The sequence below is a fragment of the Flavicella sp. genome (assembly GCF_037132785.1).
Lineage (GTDB): Bacteria > Bacteroidota > Bacteroidia > Flavobacteriales > Flavobacteriaceae > Flavicella.
In genome coordinates this window covers 1-21,928 of the sequence record NZ_JBAHZZ010000010.1, presented here as the reverse complement: position 1 = coordinate 21,928, position 21,928 = coordinate 1, and the positions used below count along the sequence as shown (strand labels likewise).

The following is a 21,928-nucleotide window of genomic DNA, read 5'->3' as shown; positions in this document are numbered from 1 at the left end:
CTTGTCTATTATTTTTGAAATTCGATCCCAATCCATAAGAATATTTATTTGACTAAAAAATGTAGCTTTTATCTTTCTTGTGCGTAAATCACAAATGCTATCTGAAAAAGTAGGTGTTATTTGTAGTTTCATGGCTTGAATATACATCTTAATAAGCTAACAAACAATGATATAAAACCTAAGTTTGGGTCTTTGTTTTTGTCATGTACCTTGCAACGGTCTTGAGTCCTCAAAATCTAAATTATTTTCGAGACAATAGTCTAGTTCTTGATCTAGTTTTTTTTGTCTGTTTTTGACCTGTTCAGTCTTTTTTAGGCTTTTTCCGTCTTGAAAAAAATTTGTGAGAATATACTTCGTTTTTTTATTTGTTACCCTAATCTTAACAGGGTAGCCCTTTTTTGTAATTCTTCTAATATCTAATACTATGGTTGCGGAGGTCATAAAATTTGCACTTTATTTGCATCTAATTTAGTATTAATATTCCTAAACAGTGCTACAAAGTACTATGTTTTCCTTTTTAAAGTGATTTTAGAAAAGTTACTAAAAACAGAAAACCCCTGTAATCGCAGTGTTTACAGGGGTTATTTATCTGTGAGCGCAGAAGGATTCGAACCTTCGACCGCCTCCTTAGAAGGGAGGTGCTCTATCCAGCTGAGCTATGCGCCCATTAACAATACACAAAGTATTGATAATGCAATTAAATTCTTTACTTCGTCGGGGTGGCAGGATTCGAACCTGCGACCTCCTCGTCCCAAACGAGGCGCGATGACCGGGCTACGCTACACCCCGAGTATAGAAAATTGAAAAAATTGCGGAGAGGAAGGGATTCGAACCCCCGGTACCCGTAAAGGTACAACTCCTTAGCAGGGAGCCCCGATCGACCACTCCGGCACCTCTCCAAGATTTTAACAATCTATAATTTATTTATAAAAGAACTTGTTTTTTGCGTGTGCAAATCTACACTACCTTTACGTACTACACAACATTTTAAGAGTTTTTTTTCTAAATTTTATTTTTTTTCGCTTCGTAATTCTAGTATTCTAATCAACTTACTGAAATCAATAAAATTAGAGATTCTTTTACTATCTAATCAAAATTGAATAAACTAAACTTTTATTCTTACGTCAATTTTATTTTTAAATGGCATACTACTAATTTTGAATATTTTTTAATCAGATTAATTTTAAAACAAATGAAGCATCTCACCGCTACAGTTTTGTTTTTATGTAAAACATGAACGAAAAAGAAACAAATTTAATGCGTCATTTAAACATTAAAGTAGCACTAGATACACATCGAACTTAAAATTTCGAGATTTATTCAGGATACTCAATTCTTAAGTGATAGATGTTTTTGAGTTTTTTCTTGATAACTTTCTTTATTGTCTCTATCTCTCTTAAGGTAATATCAGCATTATTAAATTGCCCCTCTGCCATTTGCTTAGAAGTTATCTTATCAATTAAGAGGTCTATTGATTGTGCTGTAGGTGTTTTAAGACTCTTTGAGGCAGCTTCAGCCGCATCACTCATCATTAGTATTGCTGTTTCTTTAGAGAACGGAATAGGCCCTGGATATTGAAAGTCTTCCTTTTTTATATCCTCTAAGCTCCCTTCTTCTTCTTTTTTATAAAAATAATAAACCGTACTTGTACCATGGTGTGTTCTTATAAAATCGATAATTCGATCTGGTAAGCCGTGTTTCTTAGCTAACTCAATACCATTTAACACGTGGTTGATAATAATTTTCGTACTATCCTTTGGTGCTAAATCATTATGTGGATTTACAGATGTAGATTGATTTTCTGTAAAATACATAGGGTTCACCATTTTCCCAATATCGTGATACAATGCTCCTGTCCTTACTAACATAGAGTTTGCTCCAATTTCATTTGCTGCAGCTTCAGCCAAATTTGCTACTTGCATAGAATGCTGAAAAGTACCTGGTGCTTTTTCATTCAAATCTCTTAATAGTCGTGAATTAGTATTTGACAACTCCAACAAGGTAACATCCGAAACCAATCCAAACAATTTTTCATATGCCCAGATTAGAAACAACGAAAGAAATGACAATATACCATTTAGTGCGAACATCACAAAATAACTCCAATTAATCTGGGCTATAGATCCTTCGTGAATAATTGAAAAAGCAAAATAAGTCAACATATATATCAAGGTAATCTGCCCCACTGAAATAAATAAATTAGCCCTTTTATAGAATTCAGAAACCGTAAGAATTGCAACAATTCCAGCTATAATATGCAAATAAATAAACTCAAAACTATTTGGCACAATAAATCCTAAAAGCAACACGGTTAACACATGAATAAACAATCCTAATCTTGCATCAAAGAAGGCTTTTAATACTATTGGCAATATACTCAGAGGAACTACATACAAATAATCTGCTTTGTATTTCATAGTAAATGTTATCAAAAAAATCATCAATAGAACATTGAAAAATATAAATGTAACCTTTGTATTATCATTAAATATTTCAATTTTATCTTTTCTCAAAAACAATAACAGCATTAATAAAGCCAATGAAACCAAAATCATATACCCAAATACAATCCAATAATAATTTACCTGATTCCAAGTTTGAGATTTATATTCATCTTTTAATGAGTTTAAAACATCGAATTTCTTACCCTCTACAATATCTCCTTTAAATACAATTATTTGGTTTGCACTAATCAAACCCGTCGTATAAGAAATAGAACTAATCGAATTTTGCAATACTTTCTCAGTAAAACTCTTATCAAACCTAACATTTGGTTTTACAACTTTTGAAAGTATCTGAATCAAAACGTCATTATGTTGATAACTTGATTGACTTGATATCTTGGATTGAATAAACTTAAACAACTCGTTAGAAAATAAAAAATCTCCAAATTGCACCTCTTTTATTTCATTTCCTTGTCTTAATATAACCTGTGTGGATAGATTTGCAACTTTAGATTCGCTCGAAGATTCTAAAAAACCTATCTGATACAAATCAGATAAAATTTCACCGCCTCTAAACAACACCATCTGAGCAGACAAGGAGTCGATTTTCAAGTCCTTCACTTTACGGATCATTTCTTTTTGAGCCTCTTGAAAAACAGAATAATCATATTCAAAAAACAACTTAGAACTTGCAGTAATTCTTTTTTTTTCCTCTTCAATTATCTCAGCGTTTTTCTGAACCGCAAAATCAAATGGAGCATATAAATTATCGTATTGCCATGGCTTCCCTTTTTGGAATTCATATTTGAACTTCCCTCCTTTCGGGAAAAAATAAACGACTAAAAAAACAGTAGCGACAAACAGAGAAACCTTATATATGATAGAGTTATTCTGATAAATTGTATTGATTATTTTTTTCATGTAGGCTCAATTAATAATCAAAAATAAACAAATTAAACAGGACAACGATTTGATAATTTATTTTTATTAAATCTGCGCATAGAGGAATTGATTTCTCAATCAAAGAGGAACAGCTTTTATGATGCTTTATTATGTAAATTCTAACTATCATTCACATTTAAATCTCAAAATATTTGAGTACTTTCGCATACACCTCTTTCAAAACTTTATTATCTATGGACAAAGAAGTTGTTATTGTTTCAGCTGTAAGAACGCCAATTGGTAGTTTCTTAGGAAATTTAGCTAGCGTTCCTGCGACTGAACTTGGTGCGATTGCAATAAAGGGAGCTCTCGAAAAATCAAACTTAGCTCCTAATTTGGTTGACGAAATTTTTATGGGAAATGTTTTACAAGCAAACCTAGGACAGGCTCCAGCAAAACAAGCTGCAATCAATGCGGGCATCTCAGATTCTGTCCCTTGCACTACGGTTAACAAAGTATGTGCTTCAGGTTTAAAAAGTGTAACACTTGCTGTACAAGCCATTTTATGTGGTGATGCAGAAATTGTTATTGCTGGTGGAATGGAGAACATGTCTCAGACTCCTCACTACTTAGAAGTACGTAAAAACAAAAAATTCGGGAATTTGAATTTGATTGACGGCCTATTAAAAGATGGATTGACCAATGTATACGATCAAAAGCACATGGGAGTCTGTGCTGATTTGTGTGCGACTAATTATAATATAACACGAGAAGCACAAGATGATTTCGCAGAATCATCTTATAAAAAAGCTAAACAATACTGGGATTCGGGTCATTTCAAGAATGAAATAGTACCTGTAATTATCCAACCTAGAAAAGGCCCCTCTATCACCATAGATAAAGACGAAGAATTTACCAATGTTAATTTCGACAAAATGCGTGTACTACGAAAAGATGGAACCGTTACTGCTGCAAATGCATCTACTCTTAATGACGGAGCTGCGGCTTTGGTACTTATGTCCAAACAAAAAGCACTGGAATTAAATTTAACGCCATTGGCTACTATAAAAGCTTATGCTGATGCCTCTCAAAAACCAGAATTATTTACCACAAGTCCTGCTCTAGCTATTTCAAAAGCACTAACAAAAGCAAAATTAAACGTAAAAGACGTCGATTATTTTGAATTAAACGAAGCTTTTTCGGTTGTAGGAATTGCAAACTGTCAATTATTAAATATTTCTTTAGACAAAACGAATGTCCATGGAGGCTCGGTTGCATTAGGTCACCCTTTAGGTTGTTCAGGTGCAAGAATTTTAGTTACTTTGCTCCATGTTTTAATGTCCGAAGATGGAAAAATTGGAGCCGCTGGAATTTGCAATGGTAGTGGCGGTGCCACTGCAATTATTATTGAAAAAAACGAAACGAATTAATGGATTACGGAATTTGTAATTTAAGCATCGTTCCTCTACGAAGCGAAGCCTCTGACAAAGCTGAATTAGTCTCTCAAGTATTATTTGGAGAACACTTTAAAGTTTTAGAAGTCCGAAAAAGCTGGAGTAAAATCCAACTAGCTTTCGATAAATACGAAGGTTGGATCGACAACAAGCAATATAAAATATTATCAAAAGAAACCTACGAACTTTTAGAGAAGTCACCCAAAATTTTATCAGGTAACCTCGTTGATTTTATCAGCAATGATAAAAACGAATTAATCACCATTCCTATTGGAGCCAATTTGCCCAATTTCCGTAACAACAAACTTTCAATCGAAAGTGATTATTACATCTATGAAGGAGAAGTTTTAAGCTCAAAAAAAGCAAAAGAAAACCTTATCAACACTGCTTTTATATTTTTAAACAGTCCTTATTTATGGGGAGGGAAAACCCCTTTTGGTATTGACTGTTCAGGGTTTTCTCAAATGGTATACAAATTAAATGGACATCAATTACTTAGAGATGCTTCACAACAATCTACCCAAGGTGAAGTTCTGAGTTTTATTGAAGAAAGTGAACCCGGAGATTTAGCTTTTTTCGACAATGAAGAAGGTATAATAACCCATGTCGGTATTATTATGAAAGACAATTATATCATTCATGCACATGGAAAAGTAAGAATTGACAGAATCGATCATTCAGGAATTTACAATGTTGATTCTAGACGTCATACTCATAAATTAAGAGTTATTAAAAAAATTATTTAAACTCTATTTTAAAACCATTAAAAAGTAAAAATTACTACTGTATTCTTTAGTATCTTTGATTTCAAATCTAGTTCCAGTTTTATACAATGAAAAAAACATTAATTCTCTTTACAGTACTCCTTTATTTATTGACTTCATGTGAAGATGATGACTTTTGTAATGACCCAACAACCCCTAGACTGATTATAGTATTTTACGACACCGATAATCCAACAGAAAAAAAGGAGATTCCCATTTATGTTTGGGCTGACAATAAAGATTCTATTTACCAATTAACCTCAACAGATTCTATACTGATTCCGTTAGACACGGGTAATACATTTACAAAATACAGACTTGCTACCGAAAATGTTGTTGATACACTAGATTTGACCTATACAACTTCTGATCTATTTGTATCTGAATCTTGTGGATACATAGCGCAATTTAACGATTTTGAAGTAGATAAGTCCACCTACAACTGGATAGATTATATAGAAGTAAATGTCACTAAAATTGAAGATGAAACAGAAACACATATTAAAATATTTCATTAGTTGCTGTTTTATCCTGAGTACTTGTATCATTTTTGGTCAAAAAAAGGGAAGAGCACCTAAAGAAAAAAAAACTGACCCTATAGCAAAAACATCGACTATAGAGACAGACAGTATTATCGTATACGAAAAAAACTACGGACTTAGAATTGGAATAGACTTAGTAAAACCAGTTTTAACCGCTGTAAAAGAAAACTACAAAGGTATTGAGATTGTGGCGGATTATAGACTTAAAAAAAATCTTTATATCGCTGCTGAAATTGGAGTTGCGGAACAAGACACTAGAAGAGACACCTATGCCTTTACTGCTTCAGGATCTTATATCTCTGCAGGAATTAACAGAAATTTATTTAAAAACTGGTTGGAAATGGATAATGAAGTTTATGTTGGTGCTAGATATGGTTTTAGCGTCTTTGATCAAACAGTTGATGAATATTTTATCTTCCAAGAAGGGACTAGTATAGACGGTATTTCAGGATCCTATTTTGAGCCCAAGACAAATACAAATCCTAAAACTTATGAAAACCTTACAGCACATTGGATGGGTCTTGTTTTTGGTTTAAAAGTTGAAATATTTAAGAACCTATATCTAGGAGGACATATTCAGTTTAACTTTATGCTTGCGCAAACACAGCCCGATAATTTCCAGAATCTCTATGTCCCAGGGTTTAATAAAGTATACTCTTCAGGAACAGGAATGAGTTATGGCTACACAATCAGTTATAGAGTCCCTCTTTATAAAAAATAATTTTTATGAGTACATACCTTCAATTAATCTAAATGATTTCTTATCAGAACGTTTGATTGAATTAGGATTGATAAAAGCTTAATTATGGATAAAAATATAATTAGAATATTTATTCTTGGATTTATTTGGGTTGCTACAGGAATCATAATCAACCTTACAAAAAAAGAAGATGGAGCTGGTATTTTAGCCTTAGCAATTGGGCTTTCTATAGAATCCGTTGCTTTGATTTTATTCTTTTGGAGAAAAATTAAAAATAAATAAAAAACCATCGACACTATTATGACAAAAAAGAAACTTTCTAATTTATCTGATTTAGGTGGATTTGTATTTTCTACAAATGATGATTTTGACATAAATCAACACGAAGAGCAAGAAACTTTGACTCCTAACAAACAACGACTAGAAGCCTTATTTTCAAATAAAGGTAGAGGAGGAAAAACAGTTACCGTTATCAAAGGTTTTGCAGGCTCAGAAGAAGACCTAAAAGCTCTTGGTAAAAAGCTGAAAACCAAATGTGGAGTTGGAGGCTCTACCAAAGATGGAGAAATCATAATCCAAGGAAAATTCCGTGATAAAATTATGGAAATATTAAAATCGGAAGGATACAATGTAAAACGTGTTGGTGGTTAAAAATTAATACTGTCTTTTCCCAGGCCTTTAATTACCAGTTTATTTCATCCTTGTTTTTTGACAATAAATAGGAATTTGTTTTACTAAAATGTCGATTTCCAAACCAATACCCACGGTTTGCACTTAAAGGTGAAGGGTGTCCGCTCTCTAACACACAATGTCTTTCTTTATCAATCTTAGCTCCTTTTTTCTTTGCATAACCACCCCAAAGTAAAAACACAACATTTTCTTTTTCTTTAGAAATTTCCTCAATTACTGCATCCGTAAACTTCTCCCACCCTTTTTTCTGATGAGCCCCTGCTTTATGTGCTTCAACTGTTAAAGTTGCATTTAATAATAATATTCCTTGTTCTGCCCAATGGATTAAATTACCTGACTTAGGAATATCAAAATCAATATCTTTTTCTAACTCTTTAAAAATATTCATCAATGACGGCGGATGTTTTACTCCTTCCGTTACAGAAAAACTAAGACCATGTGCCTGTCCAACATCGTGGTATGGATCCTGACCTAAAATCACCACTTTTATGTCTTTAAAGCTGCATGAATTAAAGGCAGTAAATATATTTTCTACTGCAGGAAAACAAGTGCTTTCCGCATAGGAGTATTCCACAAATACTTCTAATTTATTAAAATAATCTTTTTCTAATTCATCCATTAAGAGTTCTCTCCAACTATCATCTAATCCTTTTAGTATACTTTTATTCATAATTGCAAATATAAGCTGCAATCTATACACAATACTCAAAAAAACAAAACAGTTCTTGATAGAATAGAATTCCTTTTATCAAGAATCATTACTTTTGTCCCACTCTCAAATATACTTGAGAGCTTGGTCATAAAATAAAGCATTCAATGGGATTTATTTCACAAAAAACATTAGACGATTTAGAATTTAGTTCTATATTAAATAGTGTTGAAGAATTTTGTATTTCTAATCTGGGAAAACAATTAATTCAACACCTCAAACCGATATCTAACAAACCAGATTTATTTATTGAATTGGCACAGGTAAAAGAGTATAACGCCTCTATTATTAGTGAGAACAGAATCCCTAATCATTACTTTGAAGATCTGACCAAAGAAATTCATTTGCTAAAGATTGAGAATAGTCGATTGGATACTACTGCTTTTCTGAAAATCACTACAAACTCTGAAACCGTTAACGAACTTATCCTTTTTTTTAAAAAATTTAATGAATATTTCCCTACACTTTGTTCCAAATCAACAGAAATAGAATATACAAAATCTGCGATTGAGGAAATTCAAAAGATCATTACACCTTTTGGTGAAGTACAAGACAAAGCTTCCGTATTCCTTAAAGATATCCGTAAAGAAATTCATATCGTAAGAGCCAAAACAGGCAGTTCCTTTACAAGAGAAATGAGCAGATATGACAGTGCAGGTTATTTAGATGATATTCGAGAATCAGTCATAGACAATCAACGTGTATTAGCTGTACAAAGTATGCATCGAAAAAAAGTAAAAGGAAGTTTACTTGGAAGTTCTAAAACAGGAAGTATTGTATTTATCGCTCCCCAAGCTACATTAGAACTGCACAGAGAGTTTCAAAACTTACAGCACGATGAAAAACAAGAAATAAACCGACTCTTAAAAGCATTAACAGAAACAATACGACCCTTTTTCCCGCTTTTTATAAGTTATCAAGAATATCTTTCTAAACTAGATTCTATTGGCGCACGAGCAAAACACGCCTATGCAAACAATGCATTACTCCCAAAATTCTCAAACACTAAAAGAGTCTATTTCGAAGAAGCCTATCATCCTATATTATTAGAGAAAAATAGAATCGCCAAACTTCCTATCATACCACAAACCCTTGAACTAAACGAAAAACAACAAATTATTGTTATTTCAGGACCTAACGCAGGGGGAAAAAGTATTACCTTAAAAACGATCGGTTTACTACAAGTAATGTTACAAAGCGGAATGTTGATTCCAGTTGATGAACATAGTGAAACCTATTTTTTTGATACGATACTTTCAGACATCGGTGACAACCAATCTATCGAAAACCAATTAAGCACCTATAGTTATCGTTTAAAAAACATGCGTGGTTTTTTAAAACGCTGTAATGAACATACACTCTTTTTAATTGATGAATTTGGAACAGGAAGTGACCCTGATTTAGGAGGAGCTTTGGCTGAAATATTCTTAGAGGAATTTTACGCTAAAAAGGCCTTTGGAGTAATAACAACCCACTATTCTAACTTAAAAGTTCTCGCAAATGAATTAGAAAATGTAAGCAACGCAAATATGCAATTTGATGAAAGAACTTTAGAACCTCTTTTTAAATTACATATTGGTCAGGCGGGTAGTTCATTTACTTTTGAAGTCGCTCAAAAAAATGGAATTCCATTTAGTTTAATTAATAGAGCTAAGAAAAAAGTAGAAGGAGAAAAAATTCGTTTGGATAAAACGATTTCCAAACTACAAAAAGAAAGAAATCAATTACAACGTAATTCTCAAGTCTTAGAAAACGAACAACTAAAAGCAAAAAAACAAACTCAGAATTTATCGGATAAAGAAATAAAAATCAAAGAAAAACTAAATAGTTTTCAGGAGCTGTATGACAAGAATCAAAAAATGTTGACATACGGACGTAAATCCAATGAATTACTCCATAAATACTTTCAAACCAATAACAAAAAAGAGTTATTTGCAGAATTTAATAAATGGGTTTTAATTGAAAAAATAAAACACATGGAATTAAACCCTCCAATAAAGAAAGATAAGAATACAAAGGCATTAAAAAAAGCCAAAGTAAAAGAACAAAAGAAAAAAGATATTCAGCTAGAGAAAGTTGAAAAAGAAATTTTAATCAAAGTTATTGAAGTCCGTAAAGAAAAATCGACCGAAGCAAAACGACTTGCCAAAGAAAAATCTTCTTATAAATATAAGGTGAATGACAAAGTTCGATTAATTGATGGAAAGGCATGTGGAATTATTGATAAAATCGAAAAAAACAAGGTTATTATTGATTACGGAATGTTCACTACGCAAACAAGTTTGGAGAAAATAGAATTAGTTGTCGCTGCTAAAAAATAATCTAGTTATATAATTTCTCACTGTTATCTCTTACTTTTTTTTGACATTGCTCTTATTCTTTATTTATTGAATTTAAGAGTCCTTAGTTTCTTCCTCCTCTACTTGTGGAGGGTTAAAATTACCTTTTTCATCAAATAACAAATCAAACTCAGTTTTCTGGAAAATATATTCTTTCCTTTGAGAGCCTTTTTTCCTGTAGAGTACGGAAAATATAAAACCTATTATCAATCCAGATAAATGTCCCTCCCATGAAACACCTTTCTCTATCGGAAACACATACCAAAACATACTTCCATAAAGAAAAATCACTACTAAAGAAACAGAAATCAGTCGGAAATGTCTTCTGAAAATCCCACTAAAAAAAACAAAACTAAATAGAAGATAAACAACGCCACTCATGCCTATATGAAATCCCTCACTTCCAATCAACCAAGTTAAACAACCTGTTAACAAACTACCCAATAGAATAATTTTCCAAGCAACCTCTTTATAAAAATAAAACAGCATTGCAAGAAACACAAAAACAGGAATGCTATTATTAAATAAATGCTTAGTTCCTGAATGAATAAATGGAGAAAACAGTATTCCTTTTAATCCTCCAAGACTCCTAGGATAGACTCCAAATTGAGTAAAATTCAATGAAAATTTTATTTCAATCCAATATACTAGCCACATTATAAACACGACCACAACTGGTATGCGAAAAATACTCTTGGTATATTTAAATTGATTTTCTTCCTGCATTCATAGAATATATACTTGCTAATTTAAACTTATTATCTGAAAAAAAATCTTCTTAAAATTGTATTTTTACGGAATGAATGAGCCACTAGCAGAACGTATCCGTCCGAAGTCCTTAGAAGATTATATCAGCCAACAACATCTGGTTGGAAAAACAGGAATCTTAACTCAGCATATTAAAAAAGGTATTATACCTTCATTAATATTATGGGGACCTCCTGGAATTGGGAAAACGACATTAGCAAATATCATCGCAAAAGAATCTAAACGTCCTTTTTACACCTTGAGTGCCATTAATTCTGGTGTTAAAGATGTAAGGGAGATTATCGATAAAGCACGACAAAGTGGAGGGTTGTTTACCGTTAAAAATCCAATTTTATTTATTGATGAAATTCATAGATTTAGCAAATCACAACAAGATTCTTTATTAGCTGCTGTAGAAAAAGGATGGGTAACTTTAATTGGAGCCACCACTGAGAATCCAAGTTTTGAAGTTATACCAGCATTACTTTCCAGATGTCAAGTTTATATACTGAACTCTTTTGACAAAACAGATCTGATTAACTTGCTCAAAAGGGCAATGGATAATGACTCCTTTATTACATCTAAAGAAGTAAATCTAAAAGAAACTGATGCTTTGATTCAAGTTTCTAGTGGGGATGCTAGAAAACTTTTAAATGTTTTTGAATTGGTTGTATCCTCTGAAGATGCACCAGTAACCATTACCAATAAATTAGTTTTAAGTAAAGTTCAAAAAAATACGGTTCGCTATGATAAAACAGGAGAACAACATTATGATATTGTATCTGCTTTTATCAAATCTATACGAGGAAGTGACCCAAATGCTGCTGTTTATTGGTTGGCGAGAATGATTGAAGGAGGTGAGGATGTGAAATTTATCGCAAGAAGGCTATTAATCGCAGCATCTGAAGATATTGGAAATGCAAACCCAACTGCTTTGATTATGGCTAACTCTACCTTTCAAGCAGTGACAACCATCGGTTATCCAGAATCGAGAATATTATTAAGTCAATGTACCATTTATTTAGCGAATTCCCCTAAGAGTAACAGTTCATATGCTGCTATAAATGATGCGCTACAACTTGTGAAAAACACGGGAGATTTATCCGTCCCTCTTCATTTAAGAAATGCACCAACAAAACTAATGAAAGATTTAGATTACGGGAAAAATTATAAATATGCGCATAATTACGACGGTAATTTTGTTGCTCAAGAATTCTTGCCCAAAGAAATAAAAAACACCAAATTTTATGAACCTAGTAACAATGTGCGTGAAAACGATTTTAGAAACACACTAAAATTAAGGTGGAAAAATAAATATGGTTATTAAAGTTACTGTTTTTTAAATTTCATAACAGTGATTCCTGTTGGAACTAAAAAATCTATATGTAACTCTTCCTCTTCAGTAAAGTATGCTATCGTATTGATAAAGTTTCCATAAGAATCTTTCCACTGAGCTTTGAATACATAAGGCAAAGAGGTTTTAAACAACTTACATATTACCTCTCCTTCTTTGTAATCTATAGACATACTAGATTTTACTTTCCCAGTATAATTCTCATTAGATTTTGTGAACTCTATAACCAAGTTAGTCTCACTCGCATAAATTAGAGAACTACCAATTGTTATTAGTTCTTTTTCCAATACCGCTACTATAGCCATCTCTTCAGGCACATTTACAGTTGACTGCGGAGTATATGTGTAATTTAAAGCAGAAAAGCTTTTAAAAGCATTACGAATAGACTCTTGATATGCTTTTTTAAAATCTTTTTCACTACTAGATCCTAATTCACTAGAAAAAACAATCGTGTTATAACAGTCCATTAACTCAAAATCGACTTTACTACGAAACATTGATGATTCTTTATTCATCCTTAGTTTTAGCCCTGCACAATCCATTAATCTATATTCATTTGGGATTTTTTCTGTATCCCAAAATACCTTAACCCCTTCTTTTTCAAATAAAAATTTTGTTAAAGAATTTAATTGGTATTGATCTTTTTCTTTTTGAAAAGAAAATTGATCTGGAACAACTACATAAGCATAGTTATTAATAGTTTTTTGAGCAGATGTATTTACCAAGCAAAAAAACACGATGATGATTAAAATTACTTTCTTCATTTTATTTATATATTTCGTTTAACAAAAAATTATTATTCGTCTCTATAGTATAATATTCTTGAATCTGAAGTTTTGCGTCCAAACTCTCTTTCCAGTACGACAAACCTCTATTTATATTTAGTCCATTGTTTTCAGATGAGCTACCAAAACTAACATATTTTTTCTCTTTATATTTCTTAATTATCGCATCAAATAAAAAATCTAAGGCAGCATCGTCACTTCTATCATCATTTCCAGAACTGTACTGAAAATGTGTTACAAAATCACATAAAAACACAATAACTCCAGCTTTTAAGACCTCATTATTATAAGCCCCGTAAAACTTTATTTGATTCGGGAATAATTTCATTAAAAATTTAATTTCTGACAGTGAATGTGTTGGATCTACACCAAATCTTGTCTTCAAATTTTTTTCTAAAATTTCTCCCCAAAAATAATCAAGATTTCCTCCTTCTCTAAATTGTAAGTTCTTTTCCTTAGCTATTTTCAAAGCTCTTTTTCTATTTCTATTAGGTTTATATCCTTCCCTTGTTTCAATGACAAAATAAGAGTCTATTCTAGTTCTTGTAGCTTTCAATAATTGCATGGCAAGCGTAACTTCTTCAGAGAACACCTTGTGATAAATTTTCGGAATCACTTTTAAGTAAACTCTTTCAATTCCCTGTTTCTGAACAAAAATCAATAATTCTTTAAACAACTCAAAATAATCACTTATTTTTATTTTTTTTGAAACGATTAGCCCACCATAACTCAGGCCTTGATGTGAATGTATAAAATTTTCAACAATATTAGCTGGCAAGAGACCAACAAGAGAATTATTCTTAAAACACAACAACGAATAATCTTCAAATTTATGCTTATGATATTCCATAAATCCTCTATCAAACATAAAAGTTCCATTATTGGAATCTCTTACAAAAGAATTCCATAATTTTTTATCCTTAGAGTTGTATCTTTTTATTTCTATCAAAAAGGGATTATTTTTATATTAGTAAAAATAGTTTTTATTACTAATAAATAAAAAGATAAATTAAGTATTCTTTAAAAAGTTTATCTTGCTTAGTTTTAAGATCTTTCATTAAAAAAACGAAAAAGCACTAGACAATTGCCTTATAAAAGCAACTATTCTTAAATAAGACAAAAACTGCATGAATTAAATGATAAAATTCAACGATTTACAAAAAACAAACGCTGCCTTTGAAGCTGATTATAAAAATAAGTTCAATCAATTTTTACAAAACGGTTGGTATATAAATGGCAAAGAGGTTTCAAATTTTGAAAGAAACTTCGCCTCTTATTGCGGAACAAATTATTGTTTGGGAGTAGGAAATGGTTTGGATGCCATTAAAATAATTTTAAAAGCATCAATTGAACTCGGTCGTATCCATATAGGAGACGAAATTATAGTTCCTGCAAACACATATATAGCTTCTATTTTAGGGATTATAGAGTCTGGCTTAACCCCTGTTTTAGTAGAACCTTCATTAGATGATTACAATATAGACGTCAACTTAATTGAAGAGAATATCACAAAAAAAACAAAAGGAATCTTGGCTGTTCATTTATATGGACAACTCACAAATATGGAGGCTATAAATAAAATAGCTCAAAACAATAATTTATTAGTTTTTGAAGATGCTGCTCAAGCGCATGGAGCGATCTATAACAAGGGTAAAAAAGCGGGTAATTTAAGTAACGCTGGTGCTTTTAGCTTTTATCCAACAAAAAATTTAGGCGCTTTAGGAGATGGTGGTGCAATTACAACAAACGACAAGGCTTTATTTGAATGTGCTCGTAAGATTTCGAATTATGGATCTGTAGAAAAAGACCAAAACGAAATCAAGGGACTTAACAGTAGATTGGATGAAATACAAGCCGCATTTTTAGATATTAAATTAAAGAAATTGGATCATGATAATGTTCTTAGAAGGAAAATAGCCAAACGGTATGTAACAGGCATAACAAATAATAAAATAATTCTACCTAATAAAGTTCAAGATGAAAGTTGTGTGTATCACGTTTTCCCTATAAGAACAAAAGATAGAAATGACTTGTCCGTTTATTTAGAAAAAAACGGGATACAATCTATGATACACTACCCCACTCCTCCTCATAAGCAAAAAGCTTTTAAAGAATTAAATCAACTGTATTTTCCGATCACTGAAAAAATACATCATGAAATTCTGAGCATCCCGATAAACCCTATTTTGGAGAATCATGAAATTGAAAAAATAATTACAGTCCTTAACCTATACTAAATATACAGTAAGTGATCAATCATAATATGTAATACATGAAACAGTATTTTTTTTTTCATATTTATGAAATTAAAAACAAAGTATTTCCGATTATAATGATCCTATGTTGGTTTCTAAAGTGGATAGAAAAAAGTTCTCCTATTGCGTAACCAAAGAGCAAAAATCCCTCAATTTATATGTTAAATTTTATAAAGAAAAATCAATTTATTAAAGTGTTGGGTTATAATTCAATTGCTACAGTGGTAAAGTTCATTTCTGGTTTTGTATCCCTAAAACTTGTGGCTCATTTTCTAGGAACTGAAGGAATGGTTTTACTCGGGAATTTTAAAAATTTTAATAGCTCTCTAAAGACCTTTTCAACCTTCGGTTTTGATGGAGGTATCACTAAATTAATTTCTGAACATAAAAATGACACTGACAAGACAAATAAAATAATCAGCACCAGTTTTATTTCAAGACTTGTAATTGCCATAACTCTTAGTATTCTATTAATTGTATTTGCGAGTTATATAAATATCGAATTATTTAAAAACCACAATTTTAATTATTTATTATATGCTTTAGCAATTTCTCTGCCATTTTACTCTTTAAACTCATTGTTTATCTCAATAATAAATGGTTTTCAAGAATTTAAACACCTTATTTCTTGTAATATCATTACATCTCTTTTCGGACTGATTCTATCAACTCTATTAATATATTATCATTTTCTTCCAGGTGCAATTTTAGCAATAATTATTATAGAGTCACTAAGTATATTGATTACTTATTATTTCTATCGAAAATCTAAAATTAACGTAACTATAAAATCAATTTCATTTTCTTATCCAGATCTTAAAATATTGCTCCAATTTTCTATAATGACTTTAACTAGTGCATTAATTGCTCCAGCTAGTAATTTTTTAATTAGAAATGAAATATCAGAATTGATAAATATTGATAGCGCAGGATATTGGGAAGCATTAAATAGAATCTCTAATTACTATATGCTAATTATCACCTCCATTTCAACAATATACTACTTTCCTAAATTTTCTTCTTCTCGTTCTTACTATTCATTAAAAAATGAATTTAGTACATTTTTTAAAATACTACTTCCGCTTTTTATAGTGCTTGCTATCTGTATTTATTTTCTACGGAAATATGTTGTCCTTATAGCTCTTAATGAAGATTTCCTACCTGTAACCAATTTTTTCCTATGGTATTTAATAGGGGATGTTTTTAATGTAGCCTCGCTTGCTTTTGGATATTTAATAATGGCAAGAACCATGACCAAAACTTATATTTTTACTGAGGTTTCATTTTATATCATTTATGTTTTATTAGCACATATATTACTAAAGAAAATAGGATTAAACGGTGTCATAATTGGTTACGCAATTTCCAACTTCATATATTTAGTTATGATGCTAATTATTTTTAGAAAATTTATTTTTTTAAAAAAAATAAATTTAGAAAGCAATCATAATAATGACTATACTTGATATTTAAACTAAAATAAATCATTTATTTTTTCAACTATTTTATCTCAATTCAAAATTGTATTTCATTTCTTGTGAAATAGCAACTGGTTTCCCATAAAAATCAGAAATCGTAATTTTATAACCTTCATTCCAAATACTCAGTAATTCATCAACACTAAACGTTTCTAACGTAGGATTTTCTACCTCGTCTTGAACCAAATTAGCATGTACACAAACACAAATTACATCTTGATAACACAGTCCTTTTCTGTCTTTATATAAAAACAAGAAATTTTGTAATTCAACCTCTAAAGAATTTGGTGCCTTAAATGACAGTGTTTTTATCATAGCCAAAAATTCTCTCGAGCTGTATAAATAACCAGAAACTCCCAAAGGGTAACTCCAGTCACTATATTCTTTAATTTCATTCCAAGAAAACTCTAAAATTCCTTCTTCCTTTTCTAAAAACACAGGAAGCTCAAGTGATTTTAATAATACGGAACTATAAGTTAAATCTTTTCCTCTTGATAAAGATAACTGATGTGTATTATGATTAATATTCAGGAGCTGTTCGTAATCAACTTTATGAGAAAATATCATATCGTCAACATATAAAATTAATTTTTCAGCAGTAATAGAGTCTATTTCCATCAGTAACTGCTCTCTAAAATTATTTTCTTCAACAAATTTTATGGGATACTTTTTGAAAACTTTTTTCAAATCTTCATATGATTTTTCGTGAAGTACGTTTGTCGCCTTATACAACACAATCATAGAAGAATAATTTTCCACATTTTCTAGATAACTTTCTAAAAAAGCATGTAGTTGCATCGCTCTATTTTTAGAAAAAACCAAAGAAACTATTTCTCGGTCATTAAATGTATCTAAAGCGATATAATTACAATAGAAGCTTTTAAAACCAGAAAAGACAACTTCACTTATAATGAGATACCCTATTTTTCTCAAAAAAACATGTATCAATTTAACTAGTTTTGATTTAAAAATTTGAATCATACTCTTAAATATTTATAACAACTTTTACAATACAAAATGACATATAAATAAAGGTATTTAAAACACATTGTTTTAATGGCCCATTTACTCTGTTCTAAAATTCTTTTTAACAAGGCTAAATATTCGTCGGAATTACTATTCAAAAAATATGCTTTTTCCAAAATAAGATAAAAACTTTCCTGTAATTTTTTAGTATAGTCATTACTAACCGCAAAACCACTACCTAAAGAACTCTCTAAATATCTTTTGTAAACCACTATATGCTCTACAAATAAAATTTTGTAATCCTTTGTAGCTCTCAACCAATAATCTAAATCTTCAAAATTTAAATTTTCATCATATCCATTCAATTCATCAAATATTCTTCTATTATACAATCCAGAAACACTACATATATAATCAGAATCCTTTAATAAATATTTATAATATCCATTTTTAACTGCTTGATGTATTTTTGGAATCATAAGATCATTGATTATATTTCTCCCTAATACTTTATTTTTATCAATATCTGTTGCATTTCCAAATACCAAAGCCAAATTTGGATTTTTAGCCTTCAAAAAAACACCCACCAAACACTGAACCGAATGTGGTAGCAATAAATCATCCGCTGCTAAATCAATCAAATATTCTCCTTTTGATGTTTTCACTGCTCGATTAAAAGATTTGTTCAGCCCTAAATTACTTTTATTTTGAATAAATCGTACTTCAGGATAACTAATAAGAAAATTTTTTATTACCTGAACAGAGTCGTCAGAGCTAAAATCATCAACTACAATTAATTCAATATTTACATATAGTTGGCTCAATACAGATTTTATAGAGTCAATTACATAATCTCTGTGGTTATAACATGAACATACAATACTAACGATGGGGAGTTCTGACATGTGGTTCTTTTATAAAAACAAATATAATTTATTACTAAATAATATATCCCAATTATTTTTCAATATCCGCTCATAGAATAGTTCTAATGAGTTTCATCAGTATTATTTTCTTATTTTTGTTTTCATTCACCTAGAATATTTATGATTAAACTAATTGACATTCCGAAAATAACTGATGTACGAGGAAATTTATCCGTAATTGAAAACGATACAATTCCATATCCTATAAAACGAGTCTATTATTTGTATGATGTTCCAAGCGACTCATTTCGTGGAGGCCATTCACATAAAGAACAATCGGAGTTTTTAATCGCTCTTAGTGGTAGTTTTGATGTAATCCTTGATGATGGATTTACAAGAGAAACCGTAACCCTAAACAAACCCAACAAAGGACTGTTAATCGAGCCAGGAATATGGAGAGAACTAGATGATTTTTCTTCTGGAAGTGTCTGCTTGGTTTTGGCTTCTAATACTTTTTCTGAGAAAGATTACATTCGATCTTTTAAAGAATTTAAAAAATCAGTAAAAAAATAAATATTGCTTAATTGTTTTTTACCATATCTAATACATCACCATAAACACCTTTCCAGCCTTTCCAAACTCCATAATCACTTAATAACTCATTGTGAAATAATGTTACAAAAGTTCCATTTACATTTTTAACCTCAAGGTAAAGTTGTTTTATTTTTACTAAAGCTTGTCTTGGAGACAGCCTTAAAACTTGATTTAACGTATAGTCATTTACCGCAAATGGAAATACTTTTAAGGGAGTTTGAATTTCAAAATCCAAATCATAAAAATAAAAGGGAGTACAAGTACTCGCACGAAATCCTAAATAATCAGAATACCCCATAGAATAATCTTCTTCAACCTCTAAATCAATTAATTTTTGATATGTTTCTGGCAAATGAATTCTTAGCATATGCTGCTTCGATTTTGATACAGGAGTATTAATAATTGACTCCATTTTCTTTAATTCCTTCTTCATTAAATCTTCTTTCTTCATAGTGAAGTAAGAAAGGTTCGATCCTATTTTAACATAATCAGACATAGACTTTATCAGCAATCTATATTTTCTTCTGCTTATAGAAACATTGTTGTCATAGGTGCTAAAATTAGATATTAGAAAAAACAATATTGTAGGAAATTCATATGATTTTTTCAACCTCACAATCTCGTCAAAGGTATCGTATGGATCTTTTTTTATTTTCACCAAAACCAATATTCTATCTATAAAATCGCTTATTTCAATACTAAAAAAATCACTTATAAACCCACCAACTGATCTGACCACCCCTTTTAATCCATAAATATAAGCCTGATTTACATCAAAAGTACTTATATACGAAAACTTGCGTTGTACAAACTCCTGTTCTGGAAATTTTTCTTTTAGGGCATCTAAAAACTTATAAGCCCAAATATCAACCAATGGCTTGTCTAAAAAACCATTTTGAAATGCCAAACTATCTTCTACAGAAAACCGTTCGTGTTCATCTTGAACATGAGGTAAATACTCTTCATAACGACACATTAAATAAAAGCTAGCTGCAAAAATATCATATGGAATGAAAGATTTTTTTCCTGCTGTAAAAAAACAAGGCAACCCTTCTTCCCAATTAGATATTGAAAATTCTATATCATTAATTCCCTGTTCAAACAATAAGTCGACTGACCTAATAAAAAATTCATTACCTAATGGAGTTTTAGAATAATTCATTTTCATTCCACTAAAAGCGACAAATTCCTCAATTTTAGTTGTGAACTGAACAGGAGTATTTAAAATCCTGATGAAAATATGTTTAAAAATATAAGTCAATCTTGGACTTATCTTATGAGTATACACTAATACCATTTAATAGGGATTATTAATTTTAGACAAAAAAACAAACTACAATTGACCCTCATCTGCAAAGCTAAAATAAGCTTTTTCAGTTATTATTAAATGATCCAAAATTTTTATATCCAAATTGAGCCCTGCCTTTATAATTTTCTCGGTTATTTCTTTATCTGCTATACTCGGTATTAAACTACTTGAAGGATGATTGTGACACAGAATTACCCCTGTAGCCAAATAACTTAATGCATGTTTAAACAACAATCTTATATCCACAACTGTACCTGTCAATCCACCTTTACTAAGTAATAATTTATGCAATACTTTATTTGAATTGTTAAGAAACATCACCCAAAACTCCTCATGAGTCAAACTTCCTAATAAAGGTTGCATGATGATAAAAACATCTCTACTACAGGTTATACTATCCTGCTTTACCGTCTTTTCTAGCTTTACCCTTCTTCCTAATTCGAGTCCTGTCAATATCGAAATAGCTTTGGCTTCACCAATTCCTTTAAATTTTTGAAGATCTAAAATTGACATTTTCTCCAAGACTCTTAAATTGTTTTTACACGTTGCCAAAATTCGTTTGGCTAACTCAACCGCTGATTCATTTCTGTTGCCAGAACCAATTAATATCGCAATCAATTCCGAATCTGATAATGTTTTTTTTCCATTTAAAAGAAGTTTTTCTCTTGGTCTATCAGAGATATCCCAATTCTTAATCGTAAATGATTCTTTTTCACACTTCATTTTTCTATTAAATATAACAATTCTTTATTATATTTAAATAATTGACATAGAAAGAGATTAGGCTACGAAACCTCTATATTTGTAATGAAAAATTTATTGTTTCGTTTAGAAGTTGAATTCACAAATGAAATTCAGCGTTCTATATAAAAACTACTGAGTTAGTCATTTAGTTTCTGTGTCTTAGTGTCATTAAATATAACAGATATGGATGTTTTTCAAGGTCAAAATATACTGAGTTTTATAAAAGAACTGCCAAATGATGAAGCTTGTAAGGCTTATTTAGCCAAAATAAAATGGCAAGATGGGTTTACTTGTATAAAATGTGGA

General features: G+C 30.7%; 21 protein-coding genes and 3 tRNA genes. 12 read left to right on the top strand and 12 right to left on the bottom strand.

The features are described 5' to 3' along the window. Positions 1-592 precede the first annotated feature (592 nt). The 4 genes from V5787_RS00930 to V5787_RS00915 all read right to left on the bottom strand — a co-directional run bounded on the left by V5787_RS00930 (position 593) and on the right by V5787_RS00915 (position 3,365). A tRNA-Arg gene (locus V5787_RS00930) sits at positions 593-666 on the bottom strand. Positions 667-714: 48 nt separating this feature from the next. Continuing rightward, positions 715-789 (bottom strand) — tRNA-Pro (locus V5787_RS00925). A gap of 23 nt (positions 790-812) precedes the next feature. Beyond that, positions 813-899, bottom strand: a tRNA-Ser gene (locus V5787_RS00920). Between the two features lie 417 nt (positions 900-1,316). Beyond that, positions 1,317-3,365: an HDIG domain-containing metalloprotein gene (locus tag V5787_RS00915; protein ID WP_336891413.1), complete on the bottom strand. Its 2,049-nt coding sequence runs from the start codon at positions 3,363-3,365 to the stop codon at positions 1,317-1,319. A gap of 215 nt (positions 3,366-3,580) precedes the next feature. Here V5787_RS00915 and V5787_RS00910 point away from each other — a divergent pair, with 215 nt between their 5' ends. The 6 genes from V5787_RS00910 (at position 3,581) to V5787_RS00885 (ending at position 7,437) form a co-directional block, all read left to right on the top strand. Further along, positions 3,581-4,756 (top strand): acetyl-CoA C-acyltransferase, encoded by a 1,176-nt coding sequence (locus tag V5787_RS00910; protein WP_336891412.1) that lies wholly within the window; start codon positions 3,581-3,583, stop codon positions 4,754-4,756. Next, positions 4,756-5,526 (top strand): C40 family peptidase, encoded by a 771-nt coding sequence (locus V5787_RS00905; protein ID WP_336891411.1) that lies wholly within the window; start codon positions 4,756-4,758, stop codon positions 5,524-5,526. Before V5787_RS00910 ends, V5787_RS00905 begins: the two co-directional genes overlap by 1 nt. Positions 5,527-5,612: 86 nt before the next feature. Next, the gene (locus V5787_RS00900) at positions 5,613-6,062 is read left to right on the top strand and encodes a DUF6452 family protein (protein WP_336891410.1); all 450 of its coding nucleotides are present in this window, start codon (positions 5,613-5,615) and stop codon (positions 6,060-6,062) included. Next, the gene (locus V5787_RS00895; RefSeq protein ID WP_336891409.1) at positions 6,028-6,807 is read left to right on the top strand and encodes a DUF6048 family protein; all 780 of its coding nucleotides are present in this window, start codon (positions 6,028-6,030) and stop codon (positions 6,805-6,807) included. The genes V5787_RS00900 and V5787_RS00895 overlap by 35 nt, the downstream gene beginning before the upstream one ends. 84 nt (positions 6,808-6,891) lie before the next feature. Next, positions 6,892-7,068 carry a hypothetical protein gene (locus V5787_RS00890; protein WP_336891408.1) on the top strand — a complete coding sequence of 59 codons (177 nt, stop codon included), beginning with the start codon at positions 6,892-6,894 and terminating at the stop codon, positions 7,066-7,068. A gap of 18 nt (positions 7,069-7,086) precedes the next feature. Then, positions 7,087-7,437: a translation initiation factor gene (locus tag V5787_RS00885; RefSeq protein WP_336891407.1), complete on the top strand. Its 351-nt coding sequence runs from the start codon at positions 7,087-7,089 to the stop codon at positions 7,435-7,437. Positions 7,438-7,468: 31 nt separating this feature from the next. On the opposite strand, the gene ung is transcribed toward V5787_RS00885, so the two are convergent. After that, positions 7,469-8,146 carry a uracil-DNA glycosylase gene (gene ung / locus V5787_RS00880; RefSeq protein ID WP_336891406.1) on the bottom strand — a complete coding sequence of 226 codons (678 nt, stop codon included), beginning with the start codon at positions 8,144-8,146 and terminating at the stop codon, positions 7,469-7,471. 146 nt (positions 8,147-8,292) lie between these two features. On the opposite strand from ung, the gene V5787_RS00875 reads away from it, so the two are divergent. After that, positions 8,293-10,506, top strand: coding sequence for a DNA mismatch repair protein MutS (locus V5787_RS00875; RefSeq protein ID WP_336891405.1), 2,214 nt, complete (start codon positions 8,293-8,295; stop codon positions 10,504-10,506). A gap of 72 nt (positions 10,507-10,578) precedes the next feature. Here V5787_RS00875 and V5787_RS00870 read toward each other — a convergent pair whose 3' ends face one another. Continuing rightward, a complete protein-coding gene (locus V5787_RS00870; RefSeq protein ID WP_336891404.1) occupies positions 10,579-11,145 on the bottom strand; it encodes a rhomboid family intramembrane serine protease in 567 nt (188 codons plus the stop codon). Positions 11,146-11,323: 178 nt separating this feature from the next. On the opposite strand from V5787_RS00870, the gene V5787_RS00865 reads away from it, so the two are divergent. Beyond that, positions 11,324-12,598 (top strand): replication-associated recombination protein A, encoded by a 1,275-nt coding sequence (locus V5787_RS00865; RefSeq protein ID WP_336891403.1) that lies wholly within the window; start codon positions 11,324-11,326, stop codon positions 12,596-12,598. 2 nt (positions 12,599-12,600) lie between these two features. Here V5787_RS00865 and V5787_RS00860 read toward each other — a convergent pair whose 3' ends face one another. Together V5787_RS00860 and V5787_RS00855 are read right to left on the bottom strand one after the other, a co-directional pair. Continuing rightward, a complete protein-coding gene (locus V5787_RS00860) occupies positions 12,601-13,389 on the bottom strand; it encodes a hypothetical protein (protein ID WP_336891402.1) in 789 nt (262 codons plus the stop codon). 1 nt (position 13,390) lies between these two features. Beyond that, complete coding sequence (locus V5787_RS00855) at positions 13,391-14,359, bottom strand: GNAT family N-acetyltransferase (RefSeq protein ID WP_336891401.1); 969 nt, start codon at positions 14,357-14,359, stop codon at positions 13,391-13,393. A 187-nt stretch (positions 14,360-14,546) separates the two neighbouring features. Here V5787_RS00855 and V5787_RS00850 point away from each other — a divergent pair, with 187 nt between their 5' ends. Together V5787_RS00850 and V5787_RS00845 are read left to right on the top strand one after the other, a co-directional pair. After that, the gene (locus V5787_RS00850) at positions 14,547-15,647 is read left to right on the top strand and encodes a DegT/DnrJ/EryC1/StrS family aminotransferase (RefSeq protein ID WP_336891400.1); all 1,101 of its coding nucleotides are present in this window, start codon (positions 14,547-14,549) and stop codon (positions 15,645-15,647) included. 176 nt (positions 15,648-15,823) lie between these two features. Then, positions 15,824-17,131: an O-antigen translocase gene (locus tag V5787_RS00845; RefSeq protein WP_336891399.1), complete on the top strand. Its 1,308-nt coding sequence runs from the start codon at positions 15,824-15,826 to the stop codon at positions 17,129-17,131. A gap of 39 nt (positions 17,132-17,170) precedes the next feature. Here V5787_RS00845 and V5787_RS00840 read toward each other — a convergent pair whose 3' ends face one another. Further along, positions 17,171-18,076, bottom strand: coding sequence for a hypothetical protein (locus V5787_RS00840; RefSeq protein ID WP_336891398.1), 906 nt, complete (start codon positions 18,074-18,076; stop codon positions 17,171-17,173). Between the two features lie 44 nt (positions 18,077-18,120). After that, the gene (locus V5787_RS00835) at positions 18,121-19,014 is read right to left on the bottom strand and encodes a glycosyltransferase (RefSeq protein ID WP_336891397.1); all 894 of its coding nucleotides are present in this window, start codon (positions 19,012-19,014) and stop codon (positions 18,121-18,123) included. 141 nt (positions 19,015-19,155) lie between these two features. On the opposite strand from V5787_RS00835, the gene V5787_RS00830 reads away from it, so the two are divergent. Beyond that, positions 19,156-19,548, top strand: coding sequence for an FdtA/QdtA family cupin domain-containing protein (locus V5787_RS00830; protein ID WP_336891396.1), 393 nt, complete (start codon positions 19,156-19,158; stop codon positions 19,546-19,548). A 7-nt stretch (positions 19,549-19,555) separates the two neighbouring features. On the opposite strand, the gene V5787_RS00825 is transcribed toward V5787_RS00830, so the two are convergent. Both V5787_RS00825 and radC read right to left on the bottom strand, forming a co-directional pair. Beyond that, the gene (locus V5787_RS00825; protein WP_336891395.1) at positions 19,556-20,866 is read right to left on the bottom strand and encodes a polysaccharide deacetylase family protein; all 1,311 of its coding nucleotides are present in this window, start codon (positions 20,864-20,866) and stop codon (positions 19,556-19,558) included. A gap of 36 nt (positions 20,867-20,902) precedes the next feature. Then, positions 20,903-21,601, bottom strand: coding sequence for a DNA repair protein RadC (gene radC / locus V5787_RS00820; RefSeq protein ID WP_336891394.1), 699 nt, complete (start codon positions 21,599-21,601; stop codon positions 20,903-20,905). Positions 21,602-21,805: 204 nt separating this feature from the next. On the opposite strand from radC, the gene V5787_RS00815 reads away from it, so the two are divergent. Further along, positions 21,806-21,928, top strand: a 123-nt coding sequence (locus V5787_RS00815) for a transposase (protein WP_336891414.1), incomplete at its 3' end; no start/stop codon positions are given.

What these genes read in the sequence shown, in the direction of transcription:
- V5787_RS00915 (WP_336891413.1), bottom strand. Translation starts at nt 3,365, where the DNA reads ATGAAAAAAATAATCAATACAATTTATCAGAATAACTCTATCATATAT.
- V5787_RS00910 (WP_336891412.1), top strand. Translation starts at nt 3,581, where the DNA reads ATGGACAAAGAAGTTGTTATTGTTTCAGCTGTAAGAACGCCAATTGGT.
- V5787_RS00905 (WP_336891411.1), top strand. Translation starts at nt 4,756, where the DNA reads ATGGATTACGGAATTTGTAATTTAAGCATCGTTCCTCTACGAAGCGAA.
- V5787_RS00900 (WP_336891410.1), top strand. Translation starts at nt 5,613, where the DNA reads ATGAAAAAAACATTAATTCTCTTTACAGTACTCCTTTATTTATTGACT.
- V5787_RS00895 (WP_336891409.1), top strand. Translation starts at nt 6,028, where the DNA reads ATGAAACAGAAACACATATTAAAATATTTCATTAGTTGCTGTTTTATC.
- V5787_RS00890 (WP_336891408.1), top strand. Translation starts at nt 6,892, where the DNA reads ATGGATAAAAATATAATTAGAATATTTATTCTTGGATTTATTTGGGTT.
- V5787_RS00885 (WP_336891407.1), top strand. Translation starts at nt 7,087, where the DNA reads ATGACAAAAAAGAAACTTTCTAATTTATCTGATTTAGGTGGATTTGTA.
- ung (WP_336891406.1), bottom strand. Translation starts at nt 8,146, where the DNA reads ATGAATAAAAGTATACTAAAAGGATTAGATGATAGTTGGAGAGAACTC.
- V5787_RS00875 (WP_336891405.1), top strand. Translation starts at nt 8,293, where the DNA reads ATGGGATTTATTTCACAAAAAACATTAGACGATTTAGAATTTAGTTCT.
- V5787_RS00865 (WP_336891403.1), top strand. Translation starts at nt 11,324, where the DNA reads ATGAATGAGCCACTAGCAGAACGTATCCGTCCGAAGTCCTTAGAAGAT.
- V5787_RS00860 (WP_336891402.1), bottom strand. Translation starts at nt 13,389, where the DNA reads ATGAAGAAAGTAATTTTAATCATCATCGTGTTTTTTTGCTTGGTAAAT.
- V5787_RS00850 (WP_336891400.1), top strand. Translation starts at nt 14,547, where the DNA reads ATGATAAAATTCAACGATTTACAAAAAACAAACGCTGCCTTTGAAGCT.
- V5787_RS00845 (WP_336891399.1), top strand. Translation starts at nt 15,824, where the DNA reads ATGTTAAATTTTATAAAGAAAAATCAATTTATTAAAGTGTTGGGTTAT.
- V5787_RS00835 (WP_336891397.1), bottom strand. Translation starts at nt 19,014, where the DNA reads ATGTCAGAACTCCCCATCGTTAGTATTGTATGTTCATGTTATAACCAC.
- V5787_RS00830 (WP_336891396.1), top strand. Translation starts at nt 19,156, where the DNA reads ATGATTAAACTAATTGACATTCCGAAAATAACTGATGTACGAGGAAAT.
- V5787_RS00825 (WP_336891395.1), bottom strand. Translation starts at nt 20,866, where the DNA reads ATGGTATTAGTGTATACTCATAAGATAAGTCCAAGATTGACTTATATT.
- radC (WP_336891394.1), bottom strand. Translation starts at nt 21,601, where the DNA reads ATGAAGTGTGAAAAAGAATCATTTACGATTAAGAATTGGGATATCTCT.